Origin of the sequence: Sphaerisporangium melleum (assembly GCF_014646695.1) — a bacterium.
Taxonomy (GTDB): domain Bacteria; phylum Actinomycetota; class Actinomycetes; order Streptosporangiales; family Streptosporangiaceae; genus Sphaerisporangium; species Sphaerisporangium melleum.
The window spans coordinates 134,256-149,552 of the sequence record NZ_BMNT01000022.1 but is presented as its reverse complement, the minus strand read 5'-3'; the positions used below and the strand labels follow the sequence as shown (position 1 = coordinate 149,552).

The window sequence follows — 15,297 nt, the reverse complement described above, 5'->3', positions numbered from 1 at the left end:
TTTTGTCGGGGTAGCCAGCAGGAGCGGAGGTGAGGGAGATGGCATATCCGGCTCGCGAGCCAGCACTGAGGGTCAACGAGAGACACGACGGCCCCTGCGTGATCGTGGAGATCACCGGGGAACTGGACATGACGGCGGTGCCACGGCTGCGCGCGGAACTCGACCACGCCCTGGAGGCGTGCCGCCCGCCGTGCCTGGTCCTGGATCTCACCGCGACGACCTTCTGCGACTCCCTCGGGCTCGGCCTGCTGGTGAACACCTACAACCGGGTGCGCGCGATGGGGGGACGGCTGGCGCTCGCCGTGACGCCCGGCATGATGATCCACCGGCTGCTGGCGATCACCCATCTCGACCACCATTTCAGCACCTTCCCGAGCCCGCAGGACGCGGTCACGACGCTCCAGACGGCCTAGCCAAGGCCGGCCGGCACGCCACCGGGCGGGGCACGCGGACGGGAAGAGCCGGAGAATCGGCGTACGACCGGGACGATCCGAGATCGGGACATCGGCACGGTCGGACGCCGTGCCGCCGCGCGGGTGGAGGGATGCGCGGACGGGCGAGAGCTGTTACGCTCCTGTATTTGCCATGCACAAATACAGACGTTCACTCTCTGCCCGTAAAGGAGTATAGCAGACCGATGGAGCGTCGCGCATCCTCCACCGCCCGCGCCGAAGCCCTGCGCAGCGAGCAGTCCTATGTCTCCATGCTCTACGACCGCCTGGACGCCGTCCGGCGGAACGCCGAGACCGCGCTGAGCCAGGAGCACGGGCGCGGCGCGGCGGGCGGCACCCACCAGGCCCGCCTCGAACGCGACGTCTTCTCCCACGAGCACGCCCGGCGCGTCGCGCAGCTCAACGCCGTGGAGCGCGGGCTGTGCTTCGGCCGCATCGACGACACCGAGGACGACACGTACTACATCGGCCGGGTCGGGTTGCGCGACGACCAGGGCGAGCTGGTGCTGATCGACTGGCGCGCCCCCGCGGCCCGTCCCTTCTACATCGCCACCCCGAGCGACCCCGGCCCGCTCGTCCGCCGCCGCCACCTGCACACCCGGGGCCGTACGGTCGTCGGCCTGGACGACGAGGTCTTCGACCTCGCGCGCATGAGCGAGCCCGACCGCGGCACGCTGGTCGGCGAGGCGGCCCTCATGGCCGCGCTGCGGCGCGAGCGCACCGGGCGCATGGGCGACATCGTGGCGACCATCCAGGCCGAGCAGGACCAGGTGATCCGCTCGGGCATGGCCGGCGCGCTCGTGGTCCAGGGCGGCCCGGGCACCGGCAAGACGGTCGCCGCCCTGCACCGGGCGGCCTACCTGCTGTACGCGCACCGCGACACGCTGGAGCGCCGCGGCGTCCTGGTCGTCGGGCCGAACGCGATGTTCCTCCGCTACATCGGGCAGGTGCTGCCGTCGCTGGGCGAGACGGACGTGGTGCTGACCACCGTCGGCGAGCTGTACCCCGGCGTACGCGCCACCGCCGCCGACGAGCCGCGGACGGCGGTCGTCAAGGGCGGCCCGCGCATGGTCGAGGTGCTCCGGGCCGCGGTGCGCGACCGCCAGCGCGTCCCGGACGGCGACCTGGAGGTGCAGGTCCCCACCAAGACCTCGGTACGGGGCGGCGTCGAGGTGGTGGTCGAGCGGATGGCGCTGCGCGTGGACCACGCGACCTGCGTGCGGGCCCGCGACCGCGCCCGTGCGGTGCGCAACCCGCACAATGTCGCGCGCAAGCTGTTCGTGGACTCGGCGCTCACGGCGCTGGCGCTGGACGAGGCGCGCCGGCTCGACCGGCCGCTGGAGGGAGACGACCTGCGCTACGCCCGCGCCGCGCTGTGGCAGACGCGCGAGGTGCGCGAGGCGCTGGACGCGCTGTGGCCGTACCTCACGCCGCAGCGGCTGCTCGGCGACCTGTTCGCCGACCCCGGCGCGCTGCGCTCGGCCGGCGCGTCGCTCACGCCCGAGGAGCGCGCCGCGCTCGCGCGCCCGGCGGGGTCGCCGTGGACGGTGGACGACGTCCCGCTGCTGGACGAGGCCGCCGAGCTGCTCGGCGAGGACGACGCCGGAGCCAGGGCCGCCGCCCGGCGGGCGGCCGGCCGGGAGCGTGCGGAGGCGGAGCTGTACGCGCGTGAGGTGCTGGTGGTCAGCGGCGTCGCCGACCTGGAAGTGATGGACGCCGCCGCCCTCGCCGACCGGCACGACGACGGCGGTCCCGCGACGACCACGGCGCAGCGGGCCGAGCGTGACCGCACCTGGGCGTACGGCCATGTGATCGTGGACGAGGCACAGGAGCTGTCGGCGATGGCCTGGCGTGCGATCATGCGGCGCGTCCCGGCGCGGTCGCTGACCATCGTCGGGGACATCGCGCAGACCGGTTCGGCGGCGGGCGCCCGGTCGTGGGGCGAGATGCTCGACCCGTACGTCGGGGGGCGCTGGCGCGAGGCGCGCCTGATGATCAACTACCGGACCCCGGCGGAGATCATGGAGGTCGCCGCGGACGTACTCAAGGCGGTCGCGCCGGACCAGGAGCCTCCGCTGTCGGTACGCGACGGAGAGGCGCCGCCGCGGGCCCTGCGGGTCGCCCGCGACGACCTTCTCCCCACCCTTCCCCACCTGGTGCGGTCGGAGCTGACCGAGATCGGCGAGGGGCGGCTGGCCGTCCTCACCTGCGACGCCCGGCACGGCGAGGTCGCGGCGGCGATCCCCGAGGCGGCGTCCGCGCTGACGGCCGACGCGCTCGACTCGCCCGCGGTCGTGCTGACCGTCACCCAGGCCAAGGGCCTGGAGTTCGACTCGGTGGTGATCGTCGAGCCCGGGGAGATCCTGGCGCAGTCCCCGAAGGGCGGCCAGGATCTGTACGTGGCGATCACCCGCGCCACCCGCAGGCTCACCGTGCTGCACACCGGCGACCTGCCCCCCGCCCTCGCCCGCCTGGCCTAGCACCTGACCAGGGCGTATGCGACTACTCCCGGCCGAAGGCGCCGCGGTCGTGGTGCGCGGACGGCGAGCCCGGCGCGCGGGGCGGCCGGGCCGGTCGGGTCTCCTGTCCACAAGGTCGGTGATCGGTAGCGGCAACAGCACCAGCGCGACGATTCTTCCTGCCCATGCCGCCTTCCCCGCCACCGGCCGGAACCGACAGAGCGGAGCCCGGAAGGGAGCGCGGGCGCCGGTGCCCGGTACGCCGGGCCGACGCCCGCGCCGGCCCGGCGTCAGGCCAGGCTGTCGAGCCAGGCGCGGTGCAGGCCGGCGTAGCGGCCGGCGCCGGCGATGAGATCGTCAGGAGGACCGTCCTCGACGATCCGGCCTGACTCCATGACCAGGACCCGCTCGGCGATCTCCACGGTGGACAGGCGATGGGCGATGATCAGGGCGGTCCGGCCGGCCAGGACGGTGCGCAGGGCGCGCTGGACGAGGCGCTCGCTGGGAACGTCCAGGCTGGAGGTCGCCTCGTCCAGGATCACCACGGCCGGGTCGGCCAGGAAGACCCTGGTGAACGCCACGAGTTGCCGCTGTCCCGCCGACATGCGGCCCCCGCGCTTGCCGACCTGGGTGTCGTACCCGTCCGGCAGCGCCGTGATGAACTCGTGCGCGCCGATCGCGCGGGCCGCCTCCTCGATCTCGGCCGGGGTGGCGCCCGGGCGGCCGAACCTGATGTTGTCCGCCACCGTGCCGGTGAACAGGAAGTTCTCCTGCGTCACCATGACCACGGCGCGCCGCAGGGTGGTCTCGTCGAGGTCGCGCAGGTCCACCCCGTCGAGCAGCACCCGGCCTGCCGTCGGATCGTAGAACCGGGCGATCAGTTTCGCCACCGTCGTCTTGCCCGCGCCGGTCGCGCCGACCACGGCCACGATCTGCCCGGCGGGGATGTCCAGGTCCAGCCGGGGCAGCACCGGCACGCCGTCGATGTAGGAGAACTCGGCCCCCTCGAACCGCACCGCGCCGCGCGGGCGCGCGAGCGGCACCGGACGCTCCGGCTCGGCCACCGCGGGCCGTTCCTCCAGCACACCGGACAGGTTGGACAGCGCCGCGCCGGCCGACTGGAGCGTGTTGTAGAACTGGGAGATCTCCTGCATGGGCTCGTAGAACTGGCGCAGATAGAGCAGGAACGCGGCGAGCACACCGACCGTGACCGCGTGGTGGAGCGCGAGCCAGCCCCCGTACAGCAGGATCACCGCGATCGTCACGTTGCCGATCAGCTTGATACCCGGCATGAACACCGCGACCAGCCGCATGCTGTCGGCGTTGGCGTCCCGGTAGCCGGTGTTGAGCTCGTCGAAGATCTCCTGGTTGCGCTGCTCTCTGCGGAACGCCTGCACCGCCCTGATGCCGGTCATCGACTCCACGAAGTGCACGATGAGCAGCGCCACCGCCTGGCGGGTGCGGCGGTAGACGATGCTCGACCGGCGCCGGAACCACCGGGTGAACAGCAGCAGGATCGGCAGCGGCACCAGCGCGACCGCGCCGAGCGGCAGGTCGAGCACCAGGAGCAGGGCGGCGGTGCCGAACAGGGTGAGGACGGCGGTGACGATGCTGTCGAAGCCCGACTGCAGCAGTTCGGCGATCGCGTCGATGTCCGAGGTGAGCCGGGCGATGACCCGTCCGGAGGTGTAGCGCTCGTGGAAGGCCAGGGACAGTTTCTGGAAGTGGTCGAAGACCCGGCGGCGCAGCTCCAGCAGAATGTCCTGCCCTATCTGTCCGGATATCTGGAGGAACGCCTGGCGGGTGAACGCCTGGATCAGCGCGGCGGCCAGGATCGCCGCGACCGCCGCCACCAGCGTCCCGGCGCCCTCGTGCCGCAGCATCGGCGGGATGCCCGCGTCGATGCCGACCTTGACCAGGTACGGAATCGCCAGCCCGGCCGCGCCCGAGACCACGATGACCGCCAGCAGCAGGGCGATGGCCCTGCGGTGCGGGCGCAGCAGGTCGGCCAGCAGCCTGCGCGACCGGGCCCGCAGCAGCACCGACACCTTCTCCGGCAGCTCGTCCTGCTTCTCGGACGCGACACCGCGCCAGCGCGCCGGTTCGCCGGGCTTCTCCGCCGGCGCGCCGGTGACCGTGTGGCTCATCGCAGCGCCTCCTCCCGGCCGAGGCCGGCGTCCTGCGCGAGCAGCTCCCGGTACTCCGGGACCGTCGACAGCAGCTCCTGATGGCGGCCGACGTGCGTGATCGTGCCGCCGCTGAGCAGCGCGACCTTGTCGGCGAGCAGCACGGTGGAGGCGCGGTGCGCCACGACCAGGCCGGTCGCGTCCGCGAGCACCCCGCGCAGCGCCCGCTCCACCAGGGCCTCGGTCTCCACGTCCAGCGCCGACAGGGTGTCGTCCAGCACCAGGATCCTCGGCTCGCTGAGCACCGCGCGGGCCAGGGCCAGCCGCTGCCGCTGGCCGCCCGACAGCGACATGCCCTGCTCACCGATCCGGGTGTCCAGCCCCCAGGGCAGATCGTGGACGAAGGTGGCCTGGGCGATCTCCAGCGCCCGCCGTACTTCCTCCTCGGTCGCCTCGCCCCGGCCGAGGGTGAGGTTCTCCCGCACGCTCATCGAGAACAGCGTGGGCTCCTCGAACGCGGTGGCGACCACCGACCGCAGCGCGGGCAGCGCCAGGTCGCGGACGTCCCGCCCGTCGATGGTGACCCGGCCCGCGGTGACGTCGACGAGCCTCGGCACCAGCGCGGTCAGCGTCGTCTTGCCCGAACCGGTCGCGCCGACGATGGCCACCGTCTCGCCCGGCCGTACCTCCAGCCAGACGTCCCGCAGCACCGGCCGGTCGTCCCCGGGGAACTGAAAGCCGACGCCCTCGAAGCGCAGGTGCCCGCGCGGCCGCTCGATCACCTGGACGCCGCCGACGATCTCGGGCTCGGTGTCGAGCACCTCCATGACCCGGTCGGCGGAGGTCATCGCCTCCTGCGCCATCGCCAGGATGTAGCCGAGCGAGGCGATCGGCCAGACGAGCTGGAGCATCAGCGTGGTGAAGGCCACCAGGGTGCCGAGGGTCAGCGAGCCCGCGCCGACGGCCAGCGCGCCCAGCAGCAGCACCATCGCCAGGGTGACGTTCGGGATCACCTCCAGGAAGGTGAAGAACCGGGACGCCACCCGCACCTTGCCCATTGAGACCTCGTGGACCCGCCGCGCGGCGGCGTCGAACTCCGAGAACACATGCGGCCTGCGGCCGAATGCCTTGATCGTCCGGATCCCGACCGCCGCCTCCTCCACATAGGTGGCGATGTCGCCCTGGATGTCCTGGACTTCGCGGGAGATGCGCCGGTACCTCTTCTCGAACCGCAGGGAGATCGCGAAGATGGGCACCGCCGCCGTCACGACGAGCAGGCCGAGCGGCCAGTACATCCGCAGGAGCAGCACGGTGACCGTGACGAGCTGCACGATGTTCATGACCAGGAACAGCAGGCCGAACCCCGAGAACCTGCGGATCGTGGACAGGTCGGTCGTGGCGCGGGACAGCAACTGGCCCGACTGCCAGGCGCCGTGGAAGCTCATCGGCAGCCGCTGGAGATGCCGGTAGAGGTCGTCGCGAATCGCCGTCTCCAGGCCGAGCACGGCCCTGGTCTGCGTCCATCGGCGCACGAAGGTCAGGAACGCCTCGGTGACGCCGAGGGCAAGGGCGAGCAGTCCGAGCGGGAGAAGGGCATCGCTGCGGCCGTGGCCCACCGGACCGTCGATGATCTCCTTGCCCACCAGCGGGATCGCGGTGCTGATCGCGATGCCCGCCATGGTGGCGAGCCAGATGAGGACCAGCCGGGGGACGTAGGGCCGCAGGTACGGCATGAGCCGCCGCAGCGACCGCGCCCTCCCGCCACGGCGCTCACCGGCGGAGCCGGGAGGGTCCGGAGGCTCATCCGCGGCGCCGGGGGCGGAATCCTGATCTACGGAGCCGGCGGCGGAGCGGCCGTGCGCAGGACTCCGCGTCGCGAGGGGGGAGGCGGGCCGCTCATTCGTACGGTCGGGGGTGGAACGCCGTGTCGCGTGGTCGGGGACGGGACGCGTTGTCCGGGGATCGGGGACAGGGCCGGAGTCTTTACCGTCGGAAGGCATGAGAAGGCAGGGCGGTCCTTACGGGTCGGGGGAATCGGTGTCCGGGACGGGGGCAGGCGATGCTGAGCCGGTACGGCGGCCGCTGCGACGCGCGGGGCAGAGCACGACCGCAGCCGCTATCTTCACCTTTCAACCCTGTTGCTCCCCGATCAACCGGTTTTCGGGCGCGCGGAATGCCGCGCGCCCGGCAGGTGGTTCGCGATAGCCATACCCACTCCAGGCGCGCGATCCACCCCGGCCGCCACCCGCGCCCGACCGGCACGACCCTCCCGATCGTTCACGAGACCGGCAGAGCACTCCTCTTCGCGCGGACCCGTTCCAGCGCCCACAGCGCGAAGGTCGTCGCGGAGAGCGCGCCGCCGAGCAGGCTCACCCCCGACCAGCCGCCCCCGGACCAGGCCACGGAGGCCAGTAGCGATCCGGCCGCGCCGCCGAGGAAACACGCGGTCATGAACGCCGAGTTGAGCCGGTTGCGGTTCTCCGGGCTGAGCGCGTAGATCACGTTCTGGCCGGCGTTCAGCACCGCCCCCTGGGCCACGTTGAACAGCACGACCCCGGCGACGAGCCAGCCCGGCGCGAACGCTCCGGCGTGGATCGCCGGCCACGACAGCGCGAGAACCGCGGTGCCGATCCCGCTGACCCGCTGCACCCATCCGCGGTCGGCGAACCGGCCCGCGATCGGCGTGGTCAACGCCGTGACCACCCCGACCAGGCTGAACATGCCGACGGCCGCCTCGCGCCAGCCGTAGGACGGTCCGGTCAGCAGGAAGGTGATCGAGGTCCACAGCACACTGAACGCGGCGAACGACAGCGCGCCGATCCCGGCCCGCCACCTCAGCAGCGGTTCGTGGCGGAACATCCCGAGCGTCGACCACAGCAGCGCCGGATAGGACAGCCCGACACGGGTGTGCAGGCGCGGGAGGAACCGCCACAGCAGGACGGCGACGACCGCCACGAGGACCGCGTTCAGCCAGTAGATCGTCCGCCAGCCGGCGAGTTCGGAGAGCGTGCCCGAAGCCGTCCGGGCCAGCAGGGCGCCGAGCAGCAGACCCGTCATGACCGTACCCACCACCCGGCCGCGCTCAGCGGGCGCGGCGAGCGTGGCGGCGTACGGGACCACGACCTGCGCGGCCACCGAGGTGAGCGCGGTCGCCGCGGTGCCGGCCAGCAGCACCGGAGCGCTCGGCGCGAGAGCCGACACCAACTGGAACACCGCGGTCCCGGCGAACAGCAGGACCGCCAGCCGGCGGCGTTCCACCAGGTCGCCGAGCGGTACCAGGAGGATCAGCCCCAGCGCGTACCCGCCCTGGGCGGCGGTCACGACCAGCGCGGCCATGGTGGTGCTCAGCCCCAGGTCCCGTCCGATCACCTCCAGCAGCGGCTGGGCGAAGTAGTTGCCCGCGACCGAGAGCCCGGTGGCCGCCGACATGAGCAGCAGCAGCCCGCGATGCAGCCGCGGCGGAACTCCGGTGATCGGGGTGGTTCTGTGCGGATGTTTCAGGGTCTGCGTCATGACTCAAGAGTGCGCGCCCTCCGATCAATGAGTCCAACACATACTTTTCATCGTGATCGATCGTGGTACACGATGGATGGATGGAACTGCAGCAACTGAGGTACGTCGTCGCGGTCGCGGAGACCAGCAACTTCACCCGGGCCGCCGAACGCCACCGGGTCGTGCAGTCGGCGCTCAGCCACCAGATCGCCGCCCTGGAACGAGAGCTGGGCGCCCGGCTGTTCGAGCGCACCAGCCGGCGCGTACGGCTCACACCGGCCGGCGAGGCGTTCCTGCCCGCCGCCCGGGAGTGCCTGGAGGCCGCCGACCGCGCGCGGGCCGACGTCGCGGCCACCGGCGGGGAGATCCGCGGACGGCTCGCCGTCGGCGCCATCCCCACGGTCACGGCCGTCAACCTGCCGATCGCACTGAGGGACTACAGCCGGCGCCACCCGCGGGTGCACATCTCCCTCACCTCGGCAGGGAGCGAAGACCTGATCGAGCAGGTCCGGCGCGGCGGCATCGACGTCGCGTTCCTCGGCCTGCCACCGCGGATGGAGCCGAAGAACGTGCGCAGTCGCCGGCTCGGCGGAGGCGAACTGGTCGCCGTGGTCGCGCCGGACCACCACCTCACGGAGAACGAACTGGACCTGCGCGACCTCGCCGACGAACCGTTCATCGACTTCCGCGCCGGCGTGGCCGGCCGGGTGCAGTCGGACGAGGCGTTCGCGGCGGCGGGGGTACGCCGCGAGGTGCCCTTCGAGGTGTCGTCCGCCGACTTCATGGTCGATCTGGTGCGGCAGGGCCTCGGCGTCGGCATGCTGCCGGCCGCGTACGCACCACGCTTCCCCGACCTGCGCGTCATCCGGCTGCGCAACGCCCCCGCACGGGTGGAGCACCTGATCTGGCACCCCCGCCCCTCCCCCGCGGCCACCGCCTTCCTCGACCTGCTCCCCCACCGCGAAAGCCTCCCCGCCTGAGCAGGCGGGGAGGCTTTCGCGGTGAGGGGGCGGTCAGGGCAGGATCTCGACGTATCCGTCGCTTCCGTGCACGCGGATCCGCTGCCCGTCGCGAATCAGCGAAGTGGCGTCCAGCACACTGACGACGGCCGGCAGGCCGTACTCCCGTGCGATCACCGCGCCGTGGGTCATCTGTCCGCCGACCTCGGTCACCAGGCCCGCGATGGCGACGAACAGCGGCGTCCAGCTCGGGTCCGTGTGCGCGGTGACCAGGATGTCACCCGGTTCCAGATCGGCCTGGGCCATGTCCAGGATGACGCGGGCGCGCCCTTCGACGGTCCCGGCGGAGACCGGGAGGCCGATCAGGGCGCCGGCCGGCACGTCGTCGCGCCGGTACGCCCCGGTGATGACCTCACCGTCCGAGGTCAGCACCCGGGGCGGCGTGAGCGCGTGGTAGGAGGCGAACGCGTCCTTACGGCGCCGGATCAGCTCGCCGTCCACCTGGTGCGAGCGCGCGACGTCGTGGAACTCCTGGAACGTGAGGAAGAAGACGTCCTCCGTCTCGGAGAGCACGCCTGCCCGTACGAGACGCTCGGCCTCGTCCAGCAGGGCCTGCTTGTAGACGAAGTAGCGGCTGATGATGCCGTACTTCGGGTACTCCCGGTAGCCGATGAAGGTCCGGACCCGGTCGATCATCCGCTTGGTCTCGGCCGCCTTCTGCTCCCCGTCCGGCAGTGCCCGCAGGCGTTCGAGCACTTCCTGCGCCTTGTTCAGCGCCTGCTGCCGTCCTTGCTCGAAGCGCCGCTCGGCGGCGCCCGGCTCGAAGTTCCTGACGTGGTCGAGGAGCACGGGCAGGAGCGTGGCAGGGCGTTCGCGCCAGCGCGGCCTCGTGATGTCGATCTCGCCGACGCAGCGCATGCCGTACCGGTCGAGGTAGGCCTCGATGGCGTCGCGCGCTTCGGCGCCGCCCGCGACCTTCGGCAGCTCGGGAAGGAAGCCGTCGTCCTCGACGTCCCGCAGGAACGCCACGACCTCCGGATGCGGGCGGATCACGTCCGCGACGTCGAGCAGCGCCAGCCCCATCTCGGACGTGATGTTGCCGGGAGCCGACAGCGTGAGGGTGTCGGCCGCGTTCTTCTCGCCCAGCCACTCCTGCAGCCGGTCGTTGAGCCACCAGGTGGCCTGCATGCCCGCCATGATCGCCTGCATGCTCAATGGATCACTGAGGACCCGCTTGTGCTCCTGGAACGCCTCCAGCAGGAAGTCGAACAGCGCCGGCCCGGTCTTGTCCCGGATGTCCCGCCGGAGGGCGGCGATGGACGCCTGGCTGCGTTCGACCAGCTCGGTGACGATGGCCGGATCGGTCGCGATCGGGGCGGGCGGGCCGCCGATCGGCGGCCCGCCGGGAGCGCCGTCCGGCGGCGCCAGGACGAAGTCGGGGCGATCGAAGAGGGTCTCCAGTGCGTCCCTGGTCAGCGGATCGGACCTGCCCGCCATCTCCAGGAAGCCGGCACGACCCGCGGGCGACGCCAGCTGCCGGGTGGCGTCGACGAACAGCCTCCCGCCGGCCTCGTGCATCGGCGCCATGGCCGTCAGCCGCCACATGGACAGCCCCAGCGGCTTCATGGGGTCGGTCATCATCTGCTGATGACCGACGGACAGGTAGACGTGGTTCTCCTGGTCATCGGCGGCGGGGATGGGGAACAGCGTGGTGATCGGCCGGCTCTGCACGATCTGGAAGTCGTCATCGACCAGGCACCATTCGATGTCCTGCGGCCGGCCGAAATGCGCCTCGATCCGCCGCCCGAGCCGCACGAGCCGCACGACCTGCGCGTTCGTCAGCGCCGGCTGCTCCTGCCGCTGCGGATCGATCGCCACTTCCCGCGTCCCGCCGCCCGGCAGGGCCTGAACGGCACGCTGCTTGGCGGCGACCGCCTCGGTGACGACCTCGCCGTCGCGCACCTTGTAGACGTCCGGGTTCACCAGGCCGGAGACCAGGGCCTCACCGAGACCGAAGGAGGCGTCCACGGTGGCGACCTTCCGGTTGCCCGTGACGGGGTCGGCCGTGAACAGGATGCCGGCCGCGTCCGGGAAGACCATCCGCTGCACGACCACGGCCATATGGACCTTGCGGTGGTCGAAGCCGTTGCGCAGCCGGTAGGTCACGGCCCGCTCGGTGAACAGCGACGCCCAGCACCGGCTCACGTGGCCGAGGACCGCCGCCGGCCCCATGACGTTCAGATAGGTGTCCTGCTGTCCCGCGAAGGAGGCCGTCGGCATGTCCTCCGCCGTCGCGCTGGACCGCACGGCGTACGCGGCGTCCTCGCCGAACCGGGCGAGCGCGCGGGTGATCGCCGCCGCCACATCGTCCGGAATGGCGACCCCTTCGAGGGTCCGGCGGATCTCCGCGCTGAGCGTGCGGATCGCCTCCCGGTCGTCCGGGTTCAGGCCCGACAGCCGATCGAGCCGATCGGCGATCGACGGCGCCTCCGCCATGATCCGCTGGAAGGCGGCCGTCGTCACGCAGAATCCGGCCGGCACCCGGATGCCCTCGATCCGCGACAGCTCACCCAGATGCGCGGCCTTGCCGCCGACGACCGCGACCTGCGACTCGCCGACCTCTTCCAGATCCAGCACGTACTGCTCGATCACCGCGGCACCTCCGAGGCCGCCACGCTCGGTCGCAGCCGATCGCCTGGGCGGTTCGTACTCGCCGCGTCCCCCGTACATCGACGACACACCCACGTCGCGCCCCCTGTTTTCTCGCCGGTGTCGTGTCCGGCCGATGATTCTGCGGCACGACCCGGGTCTTGCCGCAAGCCCCCCTGTGCGCTATACCTTGGAAGTGGCAGGGAGCGCGATCTCCTTGCCTTTTCGCTTTTCCCCTCCGCCGCTGCCTTGGAGCAGCCTCGCCGCGCACACGGCGCGCGGAGATCACAAGAGGCCGTTGAACGACTCGGCCACCGGGTAGCGGCTGAAGATCTCGGCTCGCCGCGCCGCCGACGGCCGGTGGAAGTAGAGCAGCTCGCCGGAGGCGTCCATGCACTGGACCAGGCCGGCCAGCTCGGCGCCGCGGGTCTCATCGATGACGAGAAGATCACTCGTCGCACCGCGGGCCACCAGCTCCGCCGTCGCGGCGTCGACCGTGTCCTCCTCGACCACCACGAGCCGGTAGGTGATGGGCACCGGCAGCCGGCCTTCGAGGGCCCGCGCGGCGAACTCGAAGCAGCGCATCGCCTCCACCCAGCCGATCCGCCGGTCGGCGGGATTCATGGCCAGGCCGACGATCGACTGGATCGCCACCTCGGGCGCTTGATGCTTGTCCATCATGTAGGCGAGATTGCGGACCCAGTCGCCGTACATTCCGGCGTCTATCCCCCGGCGCCGCTGGTGGTAGGCCACGGCCGAGGCGTTGAAAGCGAAGGCCAGTCCCGCCTGCCGCAGCCGATACCCGAGGTCGGTGTCCTCAAGTCCCCAGCCGAGAAAAGCCTCGTCGAAACCACCGAGCCGGCGTAAATGCTCGATGCGTACCGAGGCGTTGCAGGTGAACAGGAGATGCCAGCAGATGGCGAGCCGGTTCATGTTGCCGGAGAATTCGGCCAGCACCTGCTCGCGCGGATCACCCCAGGCGACGGCGGGCATCGCGTCAAAGGTGAATTCGCGGCGGAGGCGCTCCTCGTCGAAATCTCCGTCTCCGAGGTCCGGGCGGGGGCCGATCACCACGAGGTCATTCCTGAGCCGGTGATAACGGACGTGTTCGGCGAGATAGGCCGGCCCGACCACCGTATCGGCGTCGACCATGACGATGAGCTCCCCGGTGGCCTTGGCGATGGCCGCGTTACGAGCGGCAGCCCGGCTCGACCGATCGGTGCGCGGAAGGTAGAGGTAGGTCAGATCGTCGACCGCCAGCTCGGCGACCATCTCGCCGGTGCCGTCGGTGGAGCCGTCATCGGCGACGACGAGCTCGAAGGAGTCGCCCGGATCGAGCACGCTGTGCGCGAGGGTGTACAGCAACAGGCGTAACTTGCTCCGCGCGTTGAAGGCTGGAATGACGACGCTGACCTTCACGGAACCTCCTATGGGCGCCAACGGATGACCGGCACGGTCACGGACACGTCGAACGCCTTCGCGACCCGAATTATCAACCGTCCGCAAATGCAGTGCAACGCTCGCGGGAGCGCTTCCCCATGTGCTGACCTGTGTTTCCGAGTGATCGATGCCGGTCATCCGGGAGGCCGGGCGGCGCTGGTCAAGTTGGCGTCACGGGGCAGCGGTATCGCGCTGCGCTGGAAGCAGGAGCGTGCTGTCCGGCGACCAAAGTAGGCGCGCAGCGGTGACCTCCGGTACGTCCACGCGACGACGTTTCTGCCGGCCGGCGTTCCGGTCCATGTGGTCGCCGCTCGGCTCGGCCACGCCGAACCCGCGATCACCCTGCGAATGTACGCACACGTGATCCATGAGCAGATGGCGACGGACATCTCCGCGTAGGCCATTGAAGGCTCCGCCGCATAGCCGCTGTTGGCAAAGGTGTTAGCGAAAGGCCCCTTGCGATGATCGCGAGGGGCCTTTGAGCTGGGAGCCGACGAGGGGAATCGAACCCCTGACCTACGGTTTACAAGACCGTTGCTCTGCCGATTGAGCTACGTCGGCCGGTGTGGTGCGGTACGAGTTTAGTCGTATGCGGCGCGCACCGTCACCGATCGCGCCTACCTGGAGGATGGGGATCGCGACTGGTCAGGGCGCGATCCGGAACGGGCGTCACGCCGCCCCGGCGGCCGGCCGGGACGGAGCGGGCGTCGCCGCCGTGCTCTGCCGATCAGCGGCGGCGGTGGCGGGAGACCTCGTAGAGGGCGATGCCGGCGGCCACGCCCGCGTTGAGGGACTCGGCGGCGGCGTACATCGGGATGCGGGCCACCACGTCGCAGGACTCACGGACCAGGCGGGACAGGCCCTTGCCCTCGGAACCGACCACGACGACCAGCGGCTCGGTGACCAGGTCGACGTCGCCGATGTCGGCGGTGGCCTCGCCGTCCAGGCCGACCACGAACAGGCCCTGCTCGCGGTACTCGCGGAGGGTGCTGGTGAGGTTGGCGGCCCGCGCGACCGAGAGGTGGGCCAGCGTGCCGGCCGAGGACTTCCAGGCCCCGGCGGTGACGCCGGCCGAGCGGCGGGAGGGGACCAGGATGCCGTGCGCGCCGAAGGCGGTCGCGGACCGGGCGATGGCGCCGAGGTTACGCGGGTCGGTGACGCCGTCGAGCGCGACGATCAGCGGGACCTCGGCGGCGTCCTTGGCCCGCTCGATCAGGTCTTCGGGATGGGCGTACTCGTACGGCGGGAGCTGGAGCGCGAGGCCCTGGTGGACCGTGCCCTCGGTGAGCCGGTCGAGCTTCTCCCGAGTGGCTTCCAGCAACGCGATGCCGCGATTGGCGGCGATCTTGATCGCCTCGCGCACGCGGTCGTCGTTGTCGATGCGCTGGGCCACGTAGAGCGCGTTGGCGGGCACCTCGGCGCGCAGCGCCTCGAGCACGGGGTTGCGCCCGCCGATCACCTCGGGGGCGTCGTCCCGCTTGGCGCCGCGGGCCGGCCGGGTCTGCTGGTCGGCGGCCTTGGGCGTGATGCCCGCGCCCGCCGCCGCGGCCGCCGCGGCCCGCTGCTTGTCCTTGTACCAGTGGCGCTGGTGGGCAGGAGGAGTCGCTCCCTTGCCCTGGAGGGTCTTGCGACCCTGCCCACCGGTGCCCCGCGTGGCACCCTTGCGCTTGCCGGGCTTGCCGGTCCCTTTACCCCCACCTGCTGCCATGTCGCAAGCCTA

At 71.5% G+C, this 15,297-nt stretch carries 9 protein-coding genes and 1 tRNA gene; 3 read left to right on the top strand and 7 right to left on the bottom strand.

Annotated features, from left to right (window positions below; genetic code table 11):
• The first annotated feature begins 38 nt into the window (after positions 1 to 38).
• Positions 39 to 413 (top strand): STAS domain-containing protein, encoded by a 375-nt coding sequence (locus IEY93_RS20595; RefSeq protein ID WP_189164728.1) that lies wholly within the window; start codon positions 39 to 41, stop codon positions 411 to 413.
• Between the two features lie 224 nt (positions 414 to 637).
• Positions 638 to 2,932: a HelD family protein gene (locus tag IEY93_RS20590; RefSeq protein ID WP_189164727.1), complete on the top strand. Its 2,295-nt coding sequence runs from the start codon at positions 638 to 640 to the stop codon at positions 2,930 to 2,932.
• A 269-nt stretch (positions 2,933 to 3,201) separates the two neighbouring features.
• On the opposite strand, the gene IEY93_RS20585 is transcribed toward IEY93_RS20590, so the two are convergent.
• The 3 genes from IEY93_RS20585 to IEY93_RS20575 all read right to left on the bottom strand — a co-directional run bounded on the left by IEY93_RS20585 (position 3,202) and on the right by IEY93_RS20575 (position 8,550).
• A complete protein-coding gene (locus IEY93_RS20585) occupies positions 3,202 to 5,058 on the bottom strand; it encodes an ABC transporter ATP-binding protein (protein WP_189164726.1) in 1,857 nt (618 codons plus the stop codon).
• Complete coding sequence (locus tag IEY93_RS20580) at positions 5,055 to 6,770, bottom strand: ABC transporter ATP-binding protein (RefSeq protein ID WP_189164725.1); 1,716 nt, start codon at positions 6,768 to 6,770, stop codon at positions 5,055 to 5,057. Before IEY93_RS20580 ends, IEY93_RS20585 begins: the two co-directional genes overlap by 4 nt.
• 544 nt (positions 6,771 to 7,314) lie before the next feature.
• Positions 7,315 to 8,550, bottom strand: coding sequence for an MFS transporter (locus IEY93_RS20575; RefSeq protein WP_189164724.1), 1,236 nt, complete (start codon positions 8,548 to 8,550; stop codon positions 7,315 to 7,317).
• Between the two features lie 80 nt (positions 8,551 to 8,630).
• On the opposite strand from IEY93_RS20575, the gene IEY93_RS20570 reads away from it, so the two are divergent.
• Entirely contained in the window at positions 8,631 to 9,509 is an 879-nt protein-coding gene (locus IEY93_RS20570; protein WP_189164723.1) for a LysR family transcriptional regulator, read from the top strand.
• Positions 9,510 to 9,542: 33 nt separating this feature from the next.
• Here the strand turns inward: IEY93_RS20570 and rph are convergent, their stop codons facing one another.
• The 4 genes from rph to rlmB all read right to left on the bottom strand — a co-directional run bounded on the left by rph (position 9,543) and on the right by rlmB (position 15,285).
• Positions 9,543 to 12,140: a rifamycin-inactivating phosphotransferase gene (gene rph / locus IEY93_RS20565; protein ID WP_189164722.1), complete on the bottom strand. Its 2,598-nt coding sequence runs from the start codon at positions 12,138 to 12,140 to the stop codon at positions 9,543 to 9,545.
• A gap of 282 nt (positions 12,141 to 12,422) precedes the next feature.
• On the bottom strand, positions 12,423 to 13,715 hold the full coding sequence (locus IEY93_RS20560; RefSeq protein ID WP_189164721.1) for a glycosyltransferase family 2 protein: 1,293 nt from the start codon (positions 13,713 to 13,715) through the stop codon (positions 12,423 to 12,425).
• 350 nt (positions 13,716 to 14,065) lie between these two features.
• Positions 14,066 to 14,138, bottom strand: a tRNA-Thr gene (locus tag IEY93_RS20555).
• A gap of 166 nt (positions 14,139 to 14,304) precedes the next feature.
• Positions 14,305 to 15,285 (bottom strand): 23S rRNA (guanosine(2251)-2'-O)-methyltransferase RlmB, encoded by a 981-nt coding sequence (gene rlmB / locus IEY93_RS20550; RefSeq protein WP_189164720.1) that lies wholly within the window; start codon positions 15,283 to 15,285, stop codon positions 14,305 to 14,307.
• Positions 15,286 to 15,297: the final 12 nt, after the last annotated feature.